15 protein-coding genes are annotated in these 20,014 nt (G+C 73.3%); 8 read left to right on the top strand and 7 right to left on the bottom strand.

Annotated features, from left to right (window positions below; genetic code table 11):
• Positions 1-28 precede the first annotated feature (28 nt).
• Positions 29-241 (bottom strand): hypothetical protein, encoded by a 213-nt coding sequence (locus ACFRIC_RS07890; RefSeq protein WP_261706966.1) that lies wholly within the window; start codon positions 239-241, stop codon positions 29-31.
• Positions 242-354: 113 nt separating this feature from the next.
• Between ACFRIC_RS07890 and ACFRIC_RS07895 the strand changes: the two genes are divergently transcribed.
• Positions 355-1,554, top strand: a complete 1,200-nt coding sequence (locus ACFRIC_RS07895; RefSeq protein ID WP_382781123.1) for a bifunctional adenosylcobinamide kinase/adenosylcobinamide-phosphate guanylyltransferase — start codon at positions 355-357, stop codon at positions 1,552-1,554.
• 260 nt (positions 1,555-1,814) lie between these two features.
• Here the strand turns inward: ACFRIC_RS07895 and ACFRIC_RS07900 are convergent, their stop codons facing one another.
• Positions 1,815-2,882, bottom strand: coding sequence for a class I SAM-dependent methyltransferase (locus ACFRIC_RS07900; RefSeq protein WP_382781125.1), 1,068 nt, complete (start codon positions 2,880-2,882; stop codon positions 1,815-1,817).
• Positions 2,883-3,004: 122 nt separating this feature from the next.
• On the opposite strand from ACFRIC_RS07900, the gene cobT reads away from it, so the two are divergent.
• The 3 genes from cobT to ACFRIC_RS07915 all read left to right on the top strand — a co-directional run bounded on the left by cobT (position 3,005) and on the right by ACFRIC_RS07915 (position 6,886).
• Positions 3,005-4,153 carry a nicotinate-nucleotide--dimethylbenzimidazole phosphoribosyltransferase gene (gene cobT, locus ACFRIC_RS07905; protein ID WP_382781128.1) on the top strand — a complete coding sequence of 383 codons (1,149 nt, stop codon included), beginning with the start codon at positions 3,005-3,007 and terminating at the stop codon, positions 4,151-4,153.
• Positions 4,154-4,332: 179 nt separating this feature from the next.
• Positions 4,333-6,141 carry a phosphatidylglycerol lysyltransferase domain-containing protein gene (locus tag ACFRIC_RS07910; protein WP_382781131.1) on the top strand — a complete coding sequence of 603 codons (1,809 nt, stop codon included), beginning with the start codon at positions 4,333-4,335 and terminating at the stop codon, positions 6,139-6,141.
• Positions 6,142-6,184: 43 nt separating this feature from the next.
• Entirely contained in the window at positions 6,185-6,886 is a 702-nt protein-coding gene (locus ACFRIC_RS07915; RefSeq protein WP_382781134.1) for a hypothetical protein, read from the top strand.
• Here the strand turns inward: ACFRIC_RS07915 and ACFRIC_RS07920 are convergent.
• Positions 6,823-7,590: a hypothetical protein gene (locus ACFRIC_RS07920; RefSeq protein WP_382781136.1), complete on the bottom strand. Its 768-nt coding sequence runs from the start codon at positions 7,588-7,590 to the stop codon at positions 6,823-6,825. The genes ACFRIC_RS07915 and ACFRIC_RS07920 overlap by 64 nt on opposite strands.
• A gap of 60 nt (positions 7,591-7,650) precedes the next feature.
• On the opposite strand from ACFRIC_RS07920, the gene ACFRIC_RS07925 reads away from it, so the two are divergent.
• Positions 7,651-8,445 carry an adenosylcobinamide-GDP ribazoletransferase gene (locus tag ACFRIC_RS07925; protein ID WP_382781139.1) on the top strand — a complete coding sequence of 265 codons (795 nt, stop codon included), beginning with the start codon at positions 7,651-7,653 and terminating at the stop codon, positions 8,443-8,445.
• Positions 8,446-8,454: 9 nt separating this feature from the next.
• Here the strand turns inward: ACFRIC_RS07925 and ACFRIC_RS07930 are convergent, their stop codons facing one another.
• The 4 genes from ACFRIC_RS07930 to ACFRIC_RS07945 form a co-directional block, all read right to left on the bottom strand.
• The gene (locus tag ACFRIC_RS07930; protein ID WP_382781142.1) at positions 8,455-9,102 is read right to left on the bottom strand and encodes a spherulation-specific family 4 protein; all 648 of its coding nucleotides are present in this window, start codon (positions 9,100-9,102) and stop codon (positions 8,455-8,457) included.
• Positions 9,099-10,727, bottom strand: coding sequence for a hypothetical protein (locus tag ACFRIC_RS07935; protein ID WP_382781145.1), 1,629 nt, complete (start codon positions 10,725-10,727; stop codon positions 9,099-9,101). Before ACFRIC_RS07935 ends, ACFRIC_RS07930 begins: the two co-directional genes overlap by 4 nt.
• Positions 10,724-12,247: a GT4 family glycosyltransferase PelF gene (gene pelF, locus ACFRIC_RS07940; protein WP_382781146.1), complete on the bottom strand. Its 1,524-nt coding sequence runs from the start codon at positions 12,245-12,247 to the stop codon at positions 10,724-10,726. The genes ACFRIC_RS07935 and pelF overlap by 4 nt, the downstream gene beginning before the upstream one ends.
• Before the next feature lie 122 nt (positions 12,248-12,369).
• Positions 12,370-14,400, bottom strand: coding sequence for a hypothetical protein (locus ACFRIC_RS07945; protein ID WP_382781149.1), 2,031 nt, complete (start codon positions 14,398-14,400; stop codon positions 12,370-12,372).
• Positions 14,401-14,747: 347 nt separating this feature from the next.
• Here ACFRIC_RS07945 and ACFRIC_RS07950 point away from each other — a divergent pair, with 347 nt between their 5' ends.
• The 3 genes from ACFRIC_RS07950 (at position 14,748) to sucB (ending at position 19,878) form a co-directional block, all read left to right on the top strand.
• A complete protein-coding gene (locus ACFRIC_RS07950; RefSeq protein WP_382781152.1) occupies positions 14,748-16,274 on the top strand; it encodes a leucyl aminopeptidase in 1,527 nt (508 codons plus the stop codon).
• 316 nt (positions 16,275-16,590) lie between these two features.
• A complete protein-coding gene (gene lpdA, locus ACFRIC_RS07955) occupies positions 16,591-17,979 on the top strand; it encodes a dihydrolipoyl dehydrogenase (RefSeq protein ID WP_382781155.1) in 1,389 nt (462 codons plus the stop codon).
• A 147-nt stretch (positions 17,980-18,126) separates the two neighbouring features.
• Positions 18,127-19,878: a 2-oxoglutarate dehydrogenase, E2 component, dihydrolipoamide succinyltransferase gene (gene sucB / locus ACFRIC_RS07960; protein ID WP_382781159.1), complete on the top strand. Its 1,752-nt coding sequence runs from the start codon at positions 18,127-18,129 to the stop codon at positions 19,876-19,878.
• Positions 19,879-20,014 lie beyond the last annotated feature (136 nt).

Below are 20,014 nucleotides of genomic sequence, written 5' to 3' on the forward strand. Positions count from 1 at the left end.
GGGTGTGGCCCCGGCAACCCCTACCGGCCTACTCCGGTTCGGCGTGCAGGCTCATCGGGCCGTAGATCTGCGTGCTGTCCTCGAAGAGGAACACCTGGTCGGCGCCGCCCGCCAGGAGGTCCTTCCAGACCTCACCGATCCAGGACTCGGCGTCGCCCTGGGTGGTGAACTCCTCCGGCTGCACCGCGGGTTGGACCTCTGTCCCGTCGGACTTCTCGAACCGCCACGTCCATGCCGCCATGTACGCCTCCAAGGTGTGAGCACACTGCACAGCGGAAGCCGGACAAGATCCGCCTCCCGTCCGAAGCCTAGCCGGACGCGCAAGACGTCCGGGGACACGGAAAAATCGGCGGCGTGGAACTGACTCTGCTCGGCACCGGTGCCCCCGCGGGCCTGCCCCGCCCCGACTGTCCCTGCGCCGCCTGCGCGAGCGCGCTCGGCGAGGAGGCGCGGGCGGCGACGGCGCTGCTCGTGGACGGCACGCTGCTGCTCGACCTCACGCCCGGCGCCGCGTTCGCGGCGGCCCGCGCCGGGCACTCGCTGGGCGGCGTACGGCAGGTGCTGCTCTCCCATCCGCACGACGGGCCCGCCGTGGAGGTGCCGGCCGGGCTGCCGCAGCCCGGCCGGGTGCCCGACGGACGGGAGTTGGCGCTGCTGACGGGTCACCGGGTGCGGGCGGTGCCGATGGACGCGCCCGGTACGGGCTACGCGGTGACCGGCCCGGCCGGACAGCGGCTGCTGTACCTGCCGCCGGGCGCGGCACCGGCGGGTCTGGACGAGAACGGCGAGGCGTACCACATGGTGCTCCTGGACGTCGTGGGGCGGCCCGACGCGCTGGCGAAGCTGCGCGCGGCCGGCGCGGTCGACCCGACGACGGACGTCGTCGCGGTGCACCTCGACCACGACGTGCCCCCGGGGGCGGAGCTGCGCAGGCGGCTCGCCGCGGCGGGCGCGCGGGCCGTGCCCGACGGGACGACGCTGGACGTCGGCGTCTACGAGGACGTGCCCGACGTGCCGCGCAGGACCCTGGTGCTCGGCGGGGCGCGGTCGGGCAAGTCGGTGGAGGCGGAACGGCGGATGGAGGCCTTCGCCGACGTCCTGTACGTCGCCACGGGAGGGACGCGCGGCGGGGACTCCGAGTGGGCGCATCGGGTGCGGCTCCACCGGGAGCGGCGGCCCGGCTCCTGGCAGACCGTCGAGACCTGCGATCTGGTGCCTCTCCTCGCCGAGGACGGCCCGCCGCTGCTGGTCGACTGTCTCTCGCTGTGGCTGACGGACGCCATGGACGCGGTGGACGCCTGGGACGACGCCGAGTGGTCGGGGGGCGGTGAGCGCGCCCTGCGCGCCCGCGTGGAGGAGCTCGTCGCGGCGGTCCGCCGCACCCGCCGCACGCTCGTCGCCGTCTCCAACGAGGTCGGCTCGGGCATCGTGCCAGCCACCGCCTCCGGCCGCCGCTACCGCGACGAACTCGGCCGTCTGAACGCGGCCTTCGCCGGGGAGTGCGAGCACGTGCTGCTGGTGGTGGCGGGGCAGGCCCTGACCCTGCGGGGCTGACGGAGGACGAGGGCGGTCCGGGCCTCGGGGCTGGTCGTCGGGGGGATTCGGGCCGGGGCACGGGGGCGGAACGGGTCGGGGCGGAACGGGTCGGGGCGCGGGCAGCGGTCCAGGTCAGGTCTCGGGCGACGGTCCGGGCCGGGGCACCGGCGGCGGATCGGGCCGGGGCACGGGCGGCGGTCCGGGCCTCGGGGCTCCTCGTCGGTGGCGGATCCGGCCGGATCACCGGCGGGGAGTCGGGCCGGGGCGCCGGCGGCGGTTCAGTCCTCCTTGCGGGCGATGACGCGGTACGCGTTCGAGAAGCGGGTGCGGCGCAGCAGGGGGGCCAGCAGCCGGTCCAGCGCGCCGGCCGAGGCGAGGAGCGGGGCGGACGCCCGGCCCAGGGCCCGGCGCGTGGTCCGCTGGAGGGGCGTCGGCGGTGCCGGGCGCCAGGGGGCGTCGGGGCCGGGGAGGGCACGCCCGAGCGCCAGGGCGAGGGCGCCCGAGAGGTCGTGGGGGACGTGCGGCTCGCGCCGGTCCGTGGCGACGACCACGCAGCCGAGGGCCTCCAGTTCGCCGAGCAGGTTGGGCAGCGGCACGAGGTGCAGATGGCGCGGCTGGCCGTACTCGGGCCACCACTTGCCGAGCAGCGCGCCGAACGCGCAGTCGGGGTCGGGCACTTCGATCAGGAGGTGGCCGCCGGGTCTCAACACCTCGAGCGCGGCCCGCAGTTCCTCACGCGGTTCGGGGGTGTGCTCCAGGTGGTGGAGCATGCTCACGACGTCGTAGCGGGCCCGCAGCCGCTCGGCGATCCGCGGGTCGGTGAGCCGTCCGACGTGCGCCTCCTCCACCCGTCCCGCCGCCCGCGCCCGCTCCACGCGCCGGGTCGGGTCGAGGCCGTCGAAGGAGGTGTACGGGTGGATCTCCCTGGCGGCCGCCGGGAAATGGCCGTGCCCGGTGCCGATGTCGAGCCAGCTCTCCGGTTCCGTGAAGGGCAGGAGGGCGCGGGCGGCCGCGAGGTGACGGCGGGCTGCGCCGCGGGCGCCGGACGGCCGTCCGGCCAGGCCGTCGTGTGCGTCCTCGCGCGCCTCGCGCCGGTAGAAGGCCAGGCCCTCCGCGGTCAGGCGGGGGTTCTGGAAGGCGTGGGCGCAGTCCCCGCACACGTCGACGACGAACGTTCCCGGCTTGCGCTGGCGCAGATCCGGTGTGCGCACTCGGGTGTGCAGGCGGTTCGAGCCGCACCACGGGCAGTCGGCGCGGCGTGGTTCGTGGAACCGGGCCGTGCCCTGGGCGAGTTCGGCCGCGTAGGCGGCACGGCGTTCGGAGACCGGCTGCGGGGTGGGGGGCATGGACGCTCCTGTCGGGGACGAGCCGTACGACAATCCGATACAAACGGTACGTATGCGATGGTGATCCGGAGCGCAACGACGTGGCGCGGACACGTTCGATCAGTGCCGGTACTGTTCGGCGAATGAGCTCGCTTAATCTCGACGACTTCACCGATCTGATCGAGCGTCCCGACGGAGGCGTGCGCCGTGACGCCGAGGCGTACCGGGAGCGCAGGACCGTGCCGCCCGGGGCGCTGGGCCGTCTCGACGACCTGGGTGAATGGCTGGCGGCGGCGCAGTCCGCGGTGCCGGTGCGGCCGATCGAGCACCCGCGCGCCGTGCTGTTCGCCGGCGACCACGGGGTCGCCGCCCTCGGTGTGTCGGCGCGCCCCGCGGGCGAGGCCGGCCGGCTGGTGCGGGCGGTCCTGGAGGGCGGGAGCCCCGCGTCGGTGCTGGCCCGGGGGCTGGGCGTGCCCGTGCGCGTGATCGACATGTCGCTGGACTCGGACCCCGAGGGGCTGCCCGACGAGGTCGTACGGCACCGGGTCCGGCGCGGTTCGGGGCGGATCGACGTCGAGGACGCGATGACGCCGGAGGAGGCCGAGGCCGCGTTCCGGGCCGGCATGGCCGTCGCCGACGAGGAGGCGGACTCCGGTACGGATCTGGTGGTGCTCGGCGACCTCAGCGTGGGCGGGACCACGGCGGCGGCCGTCCTGGTCGCGGCGCTGTGCGGGACCGACGCGTCCGTCGTCACCGGGCGGGGCGGGCAGGCCATCGACGACCTCGCGTGGATGCGCAAGTGCGCCGCGGTGCGTGACGCGCTGCGGCGGGCGCGGCCTGTGCTCGGCGACCAGCTTCAGCTTCTCGCCACGGTGGGCGGGCCCGATCTGGCGGCGATGACCGGGTTCCTGCTGCAGAGCGCGGTGCGCAAGATGCCGGTGATCCTGGACGGTGTGGTGTCGGCGGCGTGCGCGCTGGTCGGTCAGCGGGTCGCCTTCCGGGCGCCGGACTGGTGGCTGGCGGGGCAGCGGAGCGGGGAGCCGGCGCAGGCCAAGGCCTTGGACCGGATGGCTCTCGAGCCGTTGCTCGATCATGGGGTGACCGTGGGTGAGGGGGTCGGGGCGCTGCTGGCGTTGCCGTTGGTCCGGGCCGCGGCGAGTCTTGCGGCGGAGTTGCCGGAGGCCGCTGTTCCGGCGGCGGAGGAGACCCCGGACGCGCCTTCCGAGTCCGGGGCGGACGCCGGGCCCGAGTCCGGGCCCGCCCCGAGCCTCGGCTCCGACGCCGACGCGTAGGCCCGGTCCGCCGGGCCGCACGCAGGCTTCTTTTCGCCCCCTCCGCCCCTACCCGTCCCGTACCCGGGGCTCCGCCCCGGACCCCGCTCCTCAAACGCCGGAGGGGCTGAATTCACCGCGGCTCCCCCAGGGACTCAATGACCTCTTAGTGCTCTTCTTGCCCCATATCATCCCGTTTTATGGGAGATGCCGGGATTGCCGTTGCCGTCGCTGTTGAGCAGGAGCGGGCTGCGGGCCGCCGGAGTGACGGGGAGCGGCGGTCCACGGCCGGGTCCCGGCGGGCCGCCGCCCTCGCCGTCTGGTACCTGCGCGCGGTCACGTTCATCAACTTTCTGAGCGCCGCCTGGGTCTCCCTCGGACAGGACGTGCGGCGGCACAACACCGAGAACTTCTTCACGCCCTATCTGCTGACGGCCGGCTTCGCCTCCGGTGTGTTCACGATGTTCCTCGCCACCACCATGCGGCGGCGCAAGCGGGCCGCGTGGATCCTCAACTCCGTGCTCGGGGGCCTGTTCCTCCTGTTGTTCGGCGTCGCGATGGCGTTCCCGGAGATCCGCCAGTACGCGCAGAACTGGGTCTCGCTCGCGCTGACCGCGGCGTTCGTGGGCTGCCTGGCCGCCGGCCGCCGGGAGTTCTACGCCAAGGGCGACCGGTCCAACCCCAAGCTCGCGGCGGCCGTCGCGATCGGCGGGCTCCTGGTCACCTCGCTGCTCGCCACGCTGCTGGTCACCGTCACCAACGACGCTCACGACGCGCACCGTTCGACCTTCCTGGACCGCTGGCGCTACGGCACCCTGCGGCTCGTCTCGGTCGCCGCCGACGACTCCCACTACCCCGGGATCGCCACCCCGAACTGGGTCAACGTCGGCATCAACGTGCTCAGCACCCTGCTGGTCCTCGCCGTCCTCTACGCCGCGTTCCGCTCCCGCCGCGCCGTCGACCCGCTCACCGAGGACGACGAGAAACGGCTGCGGGCGCTGCTGGAGCGCAACGGCGACCGGGACTCGCTGGGCTACTTCTCGCTGCGCCGGGAGAAGAGCGTGGTCTGGTCGCCCACCGGCAAGGCGGCCGTCGCGTACCGGGTGGTGGGCGGGGTCTCGCTGGCGAGCGGTGACCCCATCGGGGACCCCGAGGCATGGCCCGGCGCCATCGAGCCCTGGCTGGCCGAGGCCCGGGAGCACGGCTGGATCCCGGCGGTGATGGGCGCGAGCGAGGAGGCGGGCACCGTCTACTCCCGGCACGGCCTGGACGCCCTGGAGCTGGGCGACGAAGCCCTCGTCGAGACGGCCGAGTTCACCCTGGAGGGGCGGGCGATGCGAACCGTCCGGCAGGCCTACAACCGGGTCGGGCGGGCCGGGTACCGGGTGCGCATCCGGCGGCACGAGGACATCCCGGCCGCCGAGATGGCGTATCTGCTCCAGCGCGCGGACGACTGGCGCGACGGCGCGACCGAGCGCGGTTTCAGCATGGCGCTGGGACGGCTCGGCGACCCCGCGGACGGGCGCTGCGTGATGCTCGAATGCACGGACGCCGAGGGCGACTTGAGGGCGGTGCTGTCCTTCGTGCCCTGGGGTCCCGGCGGGCTCTCCCTCGATCTGATGCGGCGCGACCGCGACGCGGAGAACGGGCTCATGGAGTTCATGGTGATCGAACTCCTGCGGCGCGCCGGGGAGATCGGGATCACCCAGGTCTCGCTCAACTTCGCGATGTTCCGTTCGGTCTTCGAACGGGGGGCGCGTCTCGGCGCGGGTCCGGTGCTGCGGCTGTGGCGTTCGCTGCTCAGCTTCTTCTCCCGCTGGTGGCAGATCGAGTCGCTGTACCGGGCCAACGCCAAGTACCGGCCCATCTGGGAGCCGCGGTTCCTGCTCTTCGAGAAGAGCGCGGACCTGCTGCGCATCGGGGTCGCGTCCGCGCGCGCCGAGGGGTTCCTGGAGGCGCCGGGTCTGCCGAAGTGGCTGCACCGCAAGCACCTGGAGTCGCACCGATGAGACCGGCGGGAGCCGGCGCGAGGAGAGCCGTGGGGACGACCGGATGAGCGCACTCGCCCGCTGGGCCCGCGCCGAGTGGGGTCTGCTGTACGCGACCGTGCGCCGGGCCCTGCGGGCGAGAGGGTGGCGGGCGGTCCCGATGACCCTCGGCGCGGTGGGCCTGACGGCCGTCCTGCAGTTCGTCCAGAACCAGTCCTGGGGCTACCGGCTGGTGCAGGACACGGGGGCCGTCCGGGCCGAGGACCCGCTGTGGCTCGCGCTGGTCCGCACGCCGCTGTCCCTGTTCGTGCCGGCGCTCGACCTGCCGGTGTGGGGCGCGCTCGCGCAGATCCTGATCGTCTTCGGGATCGCGGAGATCTGTCTGGGCTGGTGGCGCACCCTGGTCCTCGCGTACGTCGCCACGCTGGCCGGGACGCTGTACGCCCGGGTCGGGATCGCGCTCGGACCGCACCGTCCCCTGGGGCTGCCCGGTGCGGACGCGCTGGTCGTGGACACCGGTCCGTCGGCGGCGGTGGTGGGCCTCGCGGTGTTCCTCGGCTGGCGCTACCGGGCGTACGTGACGGCGGGGATCGTGATCGGGGCGATGGTGGCCGAGGTGGTCGTCAAGGACAACCTGGCGGGCAAGGAGCATCTGGCGGCGATCGCCGCGGTGCTGGTGGTGTGCGCTCTGTCCGCCGCGCGTCACCGTCGTTCGGACAGGGATCGGGCGGGAGCGGGGTCGGGTTTGCCGCCGATCCACTCCTGAAGCCTGCGGGCGGGGCCCGCCCAGCGGCGGTCGTGCCGGTACGCGCGCAGCCTGGCCTTCGCACGGGCGCGCGGCCGGTTCCGGTAGAAGCGCTTCGCCCAGGGCGAGGCGGGCTTGGCCAGTCTGATGGCGCCGATGAAGGCGATGAAGGGCACGATCACTCCGAAGATCGCCATGCGGGCCTTGCCCTTGCTCAGGGTGAGCAGCACGAAGAGGAAGTTCAGGACGATGGTCACGATCGCGCTCGCGCGGTCCTGCGCCTCCTGGTCGCTGACGTCGTTGACGCCGAGCGGCGAGAAGCCGCTGAGCATCAGGCCGAGGAGGGCCGCCGTGACCACCACGACCTCCACGCTCTTGCGTCCGTCCTCGGTCCAGTAGACGTCGTCGAGGTGCAGGATCAGCGCGAACTCGTCGAGCACGAGGCCCGTTCCGATGCCGAAGACCACGGCGCTCACGCAGGGCCAGAAGCCGTAGCGGCTTCCGGCGACGGCGCCGAAGCCGCCGATCACGGTGAGCACGACTCCGGGGACCACGTGGTGGATGTGCAGATCACCGGCCTTGACGTTGCCGAAGGGCCCTTTGCCGGCGCGGATCATCCGCACGACGACGCGGGTGACCACGAAGGTCACGACGAACGAGGCCAGCGCCAGGAACAGGGGGAGCTTCCCGGGCTCGACGATGTTCCGATACAACCAATGACCCATATGCGAACTTTATCCAGCACCGCTGTATCCGCCCTCCGGGCGTCCGGGTAGCCTGCGCCGATGCCCAAGACCGCCTCCGGCGCCTCCCTGCCCGACAGCCTCCGCTTCGCCTTCGGCACCCTCACCGCGCTCCCGGTGACGGTGACCCGCTGGGACCGCGACGCGGCGCGCGGCGGCATGCTGTGCGCCCCCCTGGCCGGTCTGGCCGTGGGGGCGGGCGCGGCGCTGGCGGGCGTGGTGCTGCTGGCCATGGGCTCGGGCGCGCTGCTCGCGGCCGTGGCCACCGCCGCCGTACCGGCCGCCCTGACCCGGGGTCTGCACCTCGACGGACTCGCCGACACCGCGGACGGACTGGGCAGCGGAAAGCCGGCCGAGGACGCGCTGCGGATCATGAAGCAGTCGGACATCGGCCCGTTCGGCGTGATCACCCTCGTGTTCGTCCTGCTCGCCCAGGTGGCGGCACTCGCGCAGGCGTACGAGGTCTCGTGGGGCCGGGGTGTCCTCGCGGCCGTCGTCGCGGCGGTCGCCGCCCGCCTCGCCCTCACCCTGGCCGCCCGCACCGGCGTGCCGGCGGCCCGCCCGGGGGGTCTGGGCGCGGCCGTCGCGGGCACCGTGCCGGTGTGGGGCGCGCTGGCGGTGGCGGTGGCCGTGACCGGGGCGGCGGCGGGCGCGGGCGCGCTCGTGGGGACGTACGACATCGTGCGCGCGGCGACGGCGGTGGTGCTGTCCGCCCTGGCCGCCGACCTGCTGCTGCGGCACTGCACCCGGCGCTTCGGCGGTGTCACCGGCGATGTGTTCGGCGCTCTCGCGGAGACGGCGGCGACGGTCGCGCTCGTGGTGCTGTCGCTGGGCTGATCGGCGGGTTCACGGGGTGGGGGCCAGCCCGTGGGGCAGGGTGCCCCAGGGGTGGTCCCCGGTGCCGGGGACGGCGCAGAACAGTCCGGCCCCCCGTTCCCGGGCCAGCGCCTCCGGGTCGGCGCCCTCGGGCGCTCCGTGGACGAGGTGGCACAGGCTCACGCCGGCGCCGGTCCACGGCGGCGGGGGTTTCCTCCGGTAGGTGGCCCAGGTGCCCTCGAAGGTGACCAGGACGTCGGCGACACGGGCGTACGAAGGGTGCGGTGCCGTGCCGTGGTTGAGGACGAGGGTGCCGCCGTGCAGCCCCCGGACCGCGGTCGCCAGCCGCCGGTAGTAGGCGAACTCGCCCTCCGCCGCGGCCGCCTGGTCCAGGAACACGCCGTCGGTGCCGAACCAGTCGCGGTGGCGGGCCAGTTCGTCCTGGACGTCCCCGAGCGGTCTGCGCCCGTACGCCGTGTCGACGTACCCGAGGACCCGGACGTCCGCGGCGCGCAGCCGGGCGGCGACGGCCGCGAACGCCGGGTCGGGGCGGTCGCCGGGGCCGCTGGCCGGGTTGAGCACCACGCCGTACAGCCGGGGTGCGGCGGCGAGGAGGGCGTCCCACTCGGCCGGGCGGACGGCGGGGTGTTCGTAGTACGGGACCAGAAGGGTCTTCACCGGTGGGCCGTCACCTTTCCGAGCCGGGCGCAGACGAGCAGGGTCTGCGCGCCCGCCGCCGCGCCGCAGGTGATCAGGCCCACCCAGTGCGCGTCACCCGGGTGCGTGGCGAGCGCCGCGGTCTGGGCGAGCGCGGCGGCGCACACGACGGCGGCGGTGCCGGTGACGGCGCCGAACGACTGGAGCAGCAGCCCGGTCCACATGACGACCCCCAGCAGGAGCAGTCCGCCGAGCCTGACCGCGTCCGCGGCGGCGGGCGCGTGCGGCCACAGCGCGGAGACGCCGAGGCCGAGCACGAGCAGCGCGGCGAGATAGCCGGCCAGGCACCTCAGGAGCGCGCCGGCGACGGCCCGCCGGAACCTCCTCGCCGAGGTGCTGGAGCGCAGTCCGGCGAGGCTGCCGCTGCGGAAGCGGAAGAGCAGCCACTCGGCGGGGCCCATGCTGAGGGTCAGCGCGACCGCGGCGGGCGCGGCGGCCGCCGCGCGCGCCCCGGTCAGGACGTCGCCGAGCGCGGCGTACAGCACGAGGACGCCGCTGCCGAGCCCGAACAGGGCGTACGCGAGGGTTCCGGCGTGCCGGCCCGGGGCCGACCTGAGGGCGCCCAGCCGTGCGCCGAGGACGGCGAGGCGGCCCGGAGCCGTCGCCCGCTTCCCCGCGGCCGGCCGGCCCGCGGCGGCGGCCCGCGGCGCACCGGCCCGCGCGGACGGCTCGGTGCCGCCCCGCAGGGTGCCGTACGGGACCAGCGCGATCAGTCCCGCGCCCCAGCTCCCCTCCCCCAGTTCCCTCACCGCAGGCGCCACTTCGAGGAGCCCGAGCAGGGCGACCGCCGCGAGGGAGGCGAGGAGGAGGGCCACCCGGGCCGGGTCGGGGACGGGGTGGAACACGGTGAGGGCCGCGCCCGCCGTGATGGGGGCCAGGGCGGCGAGCAGTGTGCGTTCCCGGCCCATGACCAGCAGGACGGTGGCGGCGCCGAGGTAGCCGGACTGCCCGGCGGCGAAGGCGACGGCGCCGCGGCCGGCCGATCCCGCCGCCGCGAAGGCCACCAGGGAGCCGAGCAGGACACCGACCGGGGTGCCGACGAGCAGCGCGCGCCGGGCGGCCGCGCGGTCGCCGAGCCCCATCCAGGTGTACGCGCGGTGGGCGAGCCCCTGGTTCCAGGTCCAGCCGCACAGCGCCCCGGCGAGCATCGGGACGGTTCCGGCCGGGAGTCCGAACGCGCCCCTGGGCCCCGCGAGGAGCGGTGCGGCGAGGACGTAGCCGAGGCCGGGGAGGGCGAAGACGACACCGCGCAGGAGGCAGCCGATCAGACCGGTCACCCAGGGATCGGGGGCCGGCGCGTCCGGTTCGGGATAGCTCCGGTCGACGCGCGCGAACAACTCCTCGGCGAGGGCGAAGGAGTTGGTGACGCCGTACCGTTCGCGGATCTGGTCGTCGGAGAGGCCGTCGGACTCGAGGAGCGCGGCGACTTCGTCGGGATGGACGGCCGCGGTGACGAACTCCTTGAGTTCTGCGGCGAGTTCGTCGATCGGGTCGGGCCGTCCCCAGCTCGCCGGGCGGCGCTGGCTCGGCACCAGGGGACGGGTGGCCTCGTGCGCTCCGGGCTGGGTGCGCAGGGAGCCGCTCACCAGCCGGTCCCGTCCGTGGCGACGGCCTGGTACCAGGGGTCGCGCAGTTCGAGGGTCCAGTCGTCGACGGTCTCCACGGCGGGTTCGTACACCGTGGGCCGTCCGGCCAGTTCCTGGTAGACGGTCCGGAACGCGTCGACGGAGCGGCGCAGCGTGAACCGGTCGATGACCCGCTGGCGGGCCGACTCGCCGAGATCCAGGCGTCGTTCCTCGTCCCGCAGCAGGGCGAGGGCCGCGGCGGCCATCTTCTCCGGCTCGCGCGGCGGGACGACGACGCCGGTGTCGCCGACGGCCTCCCGGACCCCGCCCACGTCGGTGGAGACCGTCGTACGGCCGCAGGACATGGCCTCGATGATCGAGAACGGGAAGCCCTCCGAGATCGAGGACAGCATGACGACGTGGCCGGCCGCGTAGGCGCGCCACACCTCGGTGATGCGGCCCTCGAAGGTCAGCCCGTCGGTGACGCCCAGTTCGGCGGCGAGCTTCTCCAGGCGGGTGCGGTACGCCTCCCCGCCGGGCGGTACGGGTCCGAACAACCGCAGCCGGGTCTCGGGCACTTCGGCGCGCACCATGGCGTACGCGCGCAGGAGGGTCTCCAGGTCCTTGATGGGGTCGATCCGGCCGCACCAGGTGAGGGTGGGCACGGCGGGCTCGGGTCCCGCGTGCGGGAAGGCGTGCGGGTCGACGCCGTTGTAGACCGTACGGATGCGGTCCCCGTCGGCGCCGCCGCGTTCCTCCCAGCGGCGGTTGTACTGGTTGCAGGGGGTGATGAGGTCGGCGGCGCGGTAGCCGAGGGAGTTCAGCTCGCGGTAGAAGCCGAGCATGAACGCCTTGACGGGCCAGCGCTGTCCGGCGCCGCGGTAGCCGAGGTAGCGCTCGCGCAGATAGATGCCGTGCTCGGTGAGCAGGAACGGGACCCCGTCCAGGCGGTGCGCGACGAGGGCGGGCAGCGTGGCGAGGCCGCTGCTGACGGCGTGGGCGACGCAGTCCTCGGGGATCCGGACGCCGAGCGGGCGCAGCGCGTGTTCCAGCAGGTCCGTCGCGGTGAGCGCGTCGTGGACGGTGGGCCCGGCGGCGGCCGTCGGCAGATGCGGCATGGTCCAGATCCACATCAGCGAGCGCAGGGCGGATTCGCCGCGCAGGGCGGCCGAGAGGCGTCCCTCGCGGGCGAGCGCGGCCAGTTCGAACAGCGCGTCGCCGAAGTCCTCGGGCGAGTCGGGGTCGAGGAAGGAGAGCAGGAAGCGTTCGTAGATCTCGGCGAAGCGGCGCTGGGCGCGGCCGATCGGCGGGCGGGCGCGGCCGGGGCGCGGCCCCCAGGTCGGTACGCGGGTGTGGCGGTAGACGTTGGGCGGCAGCTCCCAGGTCACGGGTTCGCGGCCGCTGCCGGTGAGCGAGACGATGTGGAAGTCGACCTCCGGCATGCCCTTGACCAGTTGGTCGCACCAGGTGCTGACCCCGCCGTGGACATGTGGGTAGGTGCCTTCGGTGAGCATGGTGACATGACGGCCGGTGCGCATCATGCGTGGTTCCCCCCTGGGACTGTTTCCTCCGGAGAGCCCCCCGGCTCCCCGTCGCACGGCTCACGAGCGCACCCCGGCCGGTCGGGCCGGGGTGCGCGTCGCGAGCCGCGATGCCGCCGTGCCTAGGCGGGCAGGTTCAGCTTGACCGCGGACTGGAGAAGCTCCGGCTTGGTCCAGTCGTTGCGCGCTCCCGCGTACGCCGTCCCGAACGGGGTGGTGCCGACCAGGAGTTGCTTGGTCGTCCCCTCGGGCACGGTCACCGGGATCTGCGTCCCGGACGGGGCGGTGACGGTGACCTGGTTGCCGATGCGGTAGGCCGTGACCCGCCCGCTCGCCAGGGCGGTCTGCCAGTCGTTACGGCGCTGCAGTTCGGTGCCGATGGCGCTCTGGCGGGGGTTCTGCAGCGGGGCGTTGTCGGCGTAGATCGCCTTGTAGTCGGCGAGCACCTTGTCCAGGACCGGGTAGAGGATGCGCCCCTCGGCCAGGTTGGACTGGTGGACGTAGTGCGGACGCGGGTCGTTGCCGATGGCGTGCCCGAGCGCGGTGCGCGCCTCGGCCGGGACGATGTAGTCGGCGTAGCCGGTGGCCGTGTTCAGCGGGGCCGACAGGCAGGTGGACGTCGCGTTGTTCTCGCACACCCCGCTGCCGCCGGCGGCCTTCGAGGTGTAGATGTAGTTGTACTCGTCGGCCATCTCCTCGGGCGTGCCGGTGTTGTAGTAGATGTTCATCGGGTAGCGGGGGACGGTCATCACGCCGTTGCCGACCGAACGCTGTTCGGGCTCACGGGAGTTGTCGGACCCGGTCCACTTGACGCCGTTGTCGGACATGGCGCGGGCGAGGTTCGGGTTGTCGACGGGCTGCTGGGGCAGCGTCTTGAGGCCCGAGTGCTCGCCGGTCACCAGCTCGGTGCGGTCGGTGGACAGGCCGTGGGAGGCCGCCCACCTGTTGTTGTCCGCGATCTGCGCCGAGATGTCGGAGCGGCTCACGTACTGCGTGGTGCCGTTGGTGTTCTTCGCGCAGGTCCAGGGGACGGTCGTGGTGTCCTGGACGCAGCCGAGGAACAGGTGCGTGTAGGTGTGGTTCATCCAGCGGAACTTGGCCTTGTCGGCGAGCAGTCGGTCCGTGAGGGCGTCGGTGCCGCCGTTCTCGGACTTCCACTCCTCGCCCGCGCCGGCGTTGAAGACCATGTCCAGCGTGAATCCGTGGTCGGCCTCCCACTGGGCGGCGTAGGCGGCGTCGGCCGCCGTCATCCGGATCGGCGTGGTGGTGTCCTCGCCGTCGCCGCCCGCGCAGTCGATGTCGCCGGGCGTGCAGTCGCGCTCGGAGTCCCAGCGGGCGTCGGGCGCGAAGACGTCGTCGACGTGGACGGAGAAGTAGTTCCTGGCCTGCCCGAGGTGCACTCCCTGGGTGAGCCATTCGACGATCCCGCGCGCCAGGACCTTGAACTGCTTCTGGTACTGGTTGTACGCGAAGGTCACCACGAGTTCGCGGCGGCCGTCGTGCTCGTACTGCCCGAGCATCGAACCGCCGCTGGGCGCGTTCAGGTAGCTGGTGAACCCGTCCCTCGGGTGGGCCGCGTAGCCGTAGGTCTCCTGTACGGCCGGGTCGTTGTCCTCGAAGGTCAGGGGTCCGTCGAGGTAGCGGAACGGGCCGGTCGTGCCCGCCGCGGTGATCTGCGTGGTCCGGCCGTCCAGCACTCCGGACCAGCCGCCGTTCTGGTCGGTGTAGTCGAGACCGACCTCGGGGTGGGCCCACGTGTAGGCGTCGACCTGCGGGATGCCGAACGTCTTCTCGTAGGTCTCCAGGGCGGTCTGTTCGGCCGAACCGGCGCCGAAGGGCGCCTCGTTCGGCAGGACGACGCCCTGGTACTTGGCGCGCGGGGCGCCGTTCACGGTGTCGCTCAGGAACGTCGCGTTGATGGTCGGGCGGTTCGCGTCGCCCAGGTTGACCGTGGTGTACGGGACACCCTCGTTCTTCAGTTCCGTGGTGATGGCTCCGACCTGGCCCGCGCCGTTGTCCACGACCAGGACCTTGAGGTCGATCCGCGGCGTGGCCGCCGCGGCCGCGCCGGGTGCCCCCATGCCCAGCGCCAGGAGTCCGGCGGCCCCCAGGACGGCAGCCGTCCCTCTCCACCGTTGCAGACTCTGTGCCATATGTAGCTTTCTCCCCCTCGAGCATCCCCCACGGGTGGAAACCATGGGGAATCTGTGGAAATCGTGCAAAGCAGTGGGCGGCGTGCCCACTGAACACGATGAGTGTGTCTCAGGTCACCGGGAGTGAGGGGCGGGAATCCGGCAGGGCGCCACCTGTGGGTGAACGTCCGCAGGAATGAGCGAAACCCGGCCCCGAGCGTAGGCTCGTCCCGGGTACTGGCCCGGCCCTTCGGGGGCCCCGGCAAGGACCGCCCCCGAGGCCGGATCTAGGGTCAGCCGTCGGGCCCGGTCGACCCACCCCTTCTCGGCCACAACGAACTTTCAATGGAAGCGGAGATCTCACCACCGTGACTGCTCTCACTCTCAGCACCGCCGCAGCGTCCGGTCTGCGGGCCGACGCGATCGTCGTCGGTGTCGCGAAGGGCCCCAAGGGCCCGGTCGTCGCACCGGGCGCCGAGGCCGTGGACAAGGCGTACGACGGCGGGCTCGCCGGAATCCTGGAGACCCTCGGCGCCTCCGGCTCCGAGGGCGAGGTGACCAAGCTGCCCGCGCCGTCCGGATTCAAGGCCCCCGTCGTGGTGGCCGTCGGCCTGGGAGCGGTCCCCGAGGACGAGGCCGGCTACGACGCCGAGGCGCTGCGCCGCGCGGCCGGTGTCGCCGCCCGCGCGCTCGCCGGCGCCAAGAAGGCCGCCTTCGCGCTGCCGGTCTCGGACGCCGCCGACGCCGGTGCCGTCGCCGAGGGCGCCCGCCTGGGCGCCTACGGCTTCGACGCCTACAAGGAGACGGGCCGCACCGAGGCCGCCAAGGGCCGCAAGGGTCCGCTCGGCGAGGCGACCGTCCTCGGCGGCAAGCCCCGCGACGCGGCGTACAAGGCGGCCCTCGCGCGCGCCACCGCCGTGACCGAGGAGCTCAACCGCGCCCGCGACCTCGTCAACACCCCGCCGAACGACCTCAACCCGGAGTCCTTCGCCGCCGTCGCCACCGCGGCCGGCAAGGAGCACGGCATCAAGGTGCAGGTGTTCGACGAGAAGGCCCTGGTCAAGGGCGGCTTCGGCGGCATCCTCGGCGTCGGCTCCGGCTCGGCCGCCGGCCCCCGCCTGGTGAAGCTGTCGTACACCTCCTCGAAGGCCGACAAGCACCTCGCCTTCGTCGGCAAGGGCATCACCTACGACTCGGGCGGCATCTCGCTGAAGCCCGCCGGGCACAACGAGACGATGAAGTGCGACATGGCCGGCGCCGCCGCGGTCTTCGCCGCCGTGGTCACCGCCGCGCGTCTGGGCCTGGAGGTCAACGTCACCGGCTGGCTCGCGCTCGCCGAGAACATGCCGTCCGGCTCCGCCACCCGTCCGGGTGACGTGCTGCGCATGTACAGCGGCAAGACCGTCGAGGTCCTGAACACCGACGCCGAGGGCCGGCTGGTCCTGGCGGACGCGCTGTGGAAGGCCTCCGAGGAGAAGCCGGACGCGATCGTCGACGTGGCGACGCTGACCGGCGCGATGGTGCTGGCGCTCGGCAACCGCACCTTCGGCGTGATGGCCAACGACGACGCGTTCCGTGCCGCGATCGTCGAGGCCGCCGAGGAGGTCGGCGAGGAGTCCTGGCCGATGCCGCTGCCCGAGCACCTGCGCAAGGGCATGGACTCCCCCACCGCCGACATCGCCAACATGGGCGAGCGCATGGGCGGCGGCCTGGTCGCCGGTCTGTTCCTGCGCGAGTTCGTGGGCGAGGGCATCACCTGGGCGCACCTGGACATCGCGGGCCCCGCGTTCAACGAAGCCGGTCCGTTCGGCTACACCCCCAAGGGCGGCACCGGTTCCGCGGTCCGCACCCTGGTCCGTCTCGCCGAGCTGACGGCGGCCGGCGACCTGGGCTGAGCCCCCGTACGCCACACCGGCCCCGGGCGTCACCGCGCCCGGGGCCGCTCGTACGGCCCAACCGGGGTTTCGCCCTCGACGAAATCCGCAGGTTCACCCGGCTCCGCACCCCGTCGACGTGATGGATCAGACGTCCCACACACCGGCCCGGCGTCTCGCTCGCCCTCGACAAGTGCGAAGATGGGTTCTCGGCAGGACAGGGCCCCCACCACAGGGCCGTAGAAAGAGCGGCCGGACACCAGCCGACCGACCGGTCAACCACCCGTAAGGGACAAAGGTGCCCGGCGTAACGGCGCACATGCATGGAGGACGTGACGTGGCGAACGACGCCAGCACCGTTTTCGACCTAGTGATCCTCGGCGGCGGTAGCGGCGGTTACGCCGCGGCGCTGCGCGGAGCGCAGTTGGGCCTGGACGTCGCCCTGATCGAGAAGGACAAGGTCGGCGGTACCTGCCTGCACCGTGGGTGCATCCCCACGAAGGCCCTGCTGCACGCGGGCGAGATCGCCGACCAGGCCCGCGAGAGCGCGCAGTTCGGCGTCAAGGCCACCTTCGAGGGCATCGACGTACCCGCCGTCCACAAGTACAAGGACGGGGTCATCTCGGGCCTGTACAAGGGTCTGCAGGGTCTCATCGCGTCCCGCAAGGTGACGTACATCGAGGGTGAGGGCCGCCTGTCCTCCCCGACCTCCGTCGACGTGAACGGCCGGCGGATCCAGGGCCGTCACGTGCTCCTCGCGACCGGCTCCGTGCCGAAGTCGCTGCCGGGCCTGGAGATCGACGGCAACCGCATCATCTCCTCGGACCACGCGCTCGTCCTGGACCGTGTGCCGCAGTCCGCGATCATCCTGGGCGGCGGCGTCATCGGCGTCGAGTTCGCCTCGGCGTGGAAGTCCTTCGGTGCCGAGGTGACGGTCATCGAGGGCCTCAAGCACCTCGTCCCGGTCGAGGACGAGAACTCCTCCAAGCTTCTTGAGCGCGCGTTCCGCAAGCGCGGCATCAAGTTCAACCTGGGCACCTTCTTCTCGAAGGCCGAGTACACCCAGAACGGTGTCAAGGTCACCCTCGCCGACGGCAAGGAGTTCGAGGCCGAGGTCCTGCTCGTCGCCGTCGGCCGCGGCCCGGTCTCGGCCGGTCTCGGCTACGAGGAGCAGGGCGTCGCGATGGACCGCGGCTACGTCCTGGTCGACGAGTACATGCGGACGAACGTCCCCACCATCTCCGCCGTCGGCGACCTCGTCCCGACGCTCCAGCTCGCGCACGTCGGCTTCGCCGAGGGCATGCTGGTCGCGGAGCGGCTGGCCGGTCTCAAGACCGTCCCGATCGACTACGACGGCGTCCCGCGCGTGACGTACTGCCACCCCGAGGTCGCCTCCGTGGGCATCACCGAGGCCAAGGCCAAGGAGATCTACGGTGCGGACAAGGTCGTCGCCCTGAAGTACAGCCTCGCGGGCAACGGCAAGAGCAAGATCCTCAACACCTCGGGCGAGATCAAGCTCGTCCAGGTGAAGGACGGTGCCGTGGTCGGCGTCCACATGGTCGGCGACCGCATGGGCGAGCAGGTCGGCGAAGCCCAGCTCATCTACAACTGGGAAGCGCTGCCCGCCGAGGTCGCCCAGCTCATCCACGCCCACCCGACGCAGAACGAGGCGCTCGGCGAGGCCCACCTCGCGCTCGCGGGCAAGCCGCTGCACGCGCACGACTGACCGGCCCGGCCGGGGGTTCCCCCCGGCCACCGGCCGTTCCAGTCACCGCGTCGAGCAGGGCTCGACGACGACCACAGACTTCCGCACTTCCCCGAGCCCTCGATCCCGGTCGGGCAGGGGAGACCCCAATAAGGAGCAACAGAAACCATGCCGGTTTCCGTAACCCTTCCGGCACTCGGTGAGAGCGTCACCGAGGGCACTGTCACCCGCTGGCTGAAGGCCGAGGGCGAGCGCGTCGAGGCCGACGAGCCGCTGCTGGAGGTGTCGACGGACAAGGTCGACACCGAGATCCCCTCCCCCGCCGCCGGCATCCTCGCGTCCATCAAGGTCGCCGAGGACGAGACCGTCGAGGTCGGCGCCGAGCTCGCCGTCATCGACGACGGCACGGGCGCGCCCGCCGCCGCCCCGGCTCCCGCCGCCGCCGAGGCCCCGGCCGCTCCGGCCGCCCCCGCCCCGGTCGCCGAGGCTCCCGCGGCCCCGGCCGCTCCCGCCCCCGCCCCGGCCGCCGCTCCCGCCGGTGGCGCCTCCGGCACCGACGTCGTGCTGCCCGCACTGGGCGAGTCGGTCACCGAGGGCACCGTCACCCGCTGGCTGAAGGCCGTCGGCGAGGAGGTCGCGGAGGACGAGCCGCTGCTCGAGGTCTCCACGGACAAGGTCGACACCGAGATCCCCGCGCCGGTCGCCGGCGTGCTGCTGGAGATCGTGGTCGGCGAGGACGAGACCGCTGAGGTCGGCGCGAAGCTGGCCGTCATCGGCGCTCCCGGCGCGGCTCCGGCCGCCGCCGCCCCCGCCGCCCCGGCTCCGGCCCCGGCTGCTCCGGCCGCCCCGGCCGCCGCCGCCCCGGCTCCGGTCCAGCCGGCCGCTCCGGCCGCGCCCGCCGCTCCGGCTCCGGCCCCCGCGCCGGTGGCCGCGCCCGCCCCCGTCACCCCGGCCCCGGCGCCCGCCGCGACCAGCGGTGACGACGGCGCGTACGTGACCCCGCTGGTGCGCAAGCTCGCCGCCGAGAACGGCGTCGACCTGGCCACCGTCAAGGGCACCGGCGTCGGCGGTCGTATCCGCAAGCAGGACGTCGTCGCCGCCGCCGAGGCCGCCAAGGCCACGGCCGCCGCGCAGGCTCCGGCCGCTGCGGCCGCCCCGGCCGCCGCCGCCAAGAAGGCGCCGGTCCTCGAGGTCTCCCCGCTGCGCGGCCAGACCGTCAAGATGACCCGCATCCGCAAGGTCATCGGCGACAACATGGTGAAGGCCCTGCACGAGCAGGCGCAGCTCTCCTCGGTCGTCGAGGTCGACATCACCCGCCTGATGAAGCTCCGCGCGCAGGCCAAGGACTCCTTCGCCGCGCGCGAGGGTGTCAAGCTCTCCCCGATGCCGTTCTTCGTGAAGGCGGCGGCCCAGGCGCTGAAGGCCCACCCGGTCATCAACGCCCGGATCAACGAGGCCGAGGGCACGATCACCTACTTCGACGCCGAGAACATCGGTATCGCGGTGGACTCGGAGAAGGGCCTGATGACCCCGGTCATCAAGGGCGCGGGCGACCTGAACATCGCCGGCATCTCGAAGGCCACCGCCGACCTGGCGGGCAAGGTCCGGGCGAACAAGATCACTCCGGACGAGCTGTCCGGCGCGACCTTCACCATCTCCAACACCGGCTCGCGCGGCGCGCTCTTCGACACGATCATCGTGCCGCCGAACCAGGTCGCGATCCTGGGCATCGGCGCCACGGTCAAGCGTCCGGCCGTCATCGAGACGGAAGAGGGCACCGTCATCGGCGTCCGCGACATGACCTACCTGACGCTCTCCTACGACCACCGTCTGGTGGACGGCGCCGACGCCGCCCGTTACCTGACCGCGGTCAAGGCGATCCTGGAGGCGGGCGAGTTCGAGGTCGAGCTCGGCCTGTAACCCGCACCGCCAGCGCGCGGAAAGCTGACACGGCACCCCCGTCCGGACCTCCGGGCGGGGGTGCCGTGTTTGCGAGACACCCGGGTTCCCGGCCGCCGATCTTCCGCCGCGCCCCGAGTTGCACGATCACATCGAC

Origin of the sequence: Streptomyces sp. NPDC056738 (assembly GCF_042790435.1) — a bacterium.
Lineage (GTDB): Bacteria > Actinomycetota > Actinomycetes > Streptomycetales > Streptomycetaceae > Streptomyces.

Coding starts and splice junctions, on each gene's coding strand:
- pelF (WP_382781146.1), bottom strand. CDS start 12,247: ATGATGCGCACCGGCCGTCATGTCACCATGCTCACCGAAGGCACCTAC.
- ACFRIC_RS07945 (WP_382781149.1), bottom strand. CDS start 14,400: ATGGCACAGAGTCTGCAACGGTGGAGAGGGACGGCTGCCGTCCTGGGG.
- cobT (WP_382781128.1), top strand. CDS start 3,005: ATGAGCTCGCTTAATCTCGACGACTTCACCGATCTGATCGAGCGTCCC.
- ACFRIC_RS07915 (WP_382781134.1), top strand. CDS start 6,185: ATGAGCGCACTCGCCCGCTGGGCCCGCGCCGAGTGGGGTCTGCTGTAC.
- ACFRIC_RS07920 (WP_382781136.1), bottom strand. CDS start 7,590: ATGGGTCATTGGTTGTATCGGAACATCGTCGAGCCCGGGAAGCTCCCC.
- ACFRIC_RS07900 (WP_382781125.1), bottom strand. CDS start 2,882: ATGCCCCCCACCCCGCAGCCGGTCTCCGAACGCCGTGCCGCCTACGCG.
- sucB (WP_382781159.1), top strand. CDS start 18,127: ATGCCGGTTTCCGTAACCCTTCCGGCACTCGGTGAGAGCGTCACCGAG.
- ACFRIC_RS07910 (WP_382781131.1), top strand. CDS start 4,333: ATGGGAGATGCCGGGATTGCCGTTGCCGTCGCTGTTGAGCAGGAGCGG.
- ACFRIC_RS07890 (WP_261706966.1), bottom strand. CDS start 241: ATGGCGGCATGGACGTGGCGGTTCGAGAAGTCCGACGGGACAGAGGTC.
- ACFRIC_RS07925 (WP_382781139.1), top strand. CDS start 7,651: ATGCCCAAGACCGCCTCCGGCGCCTCCCTGCCCGACAGCCTCCGCTTC.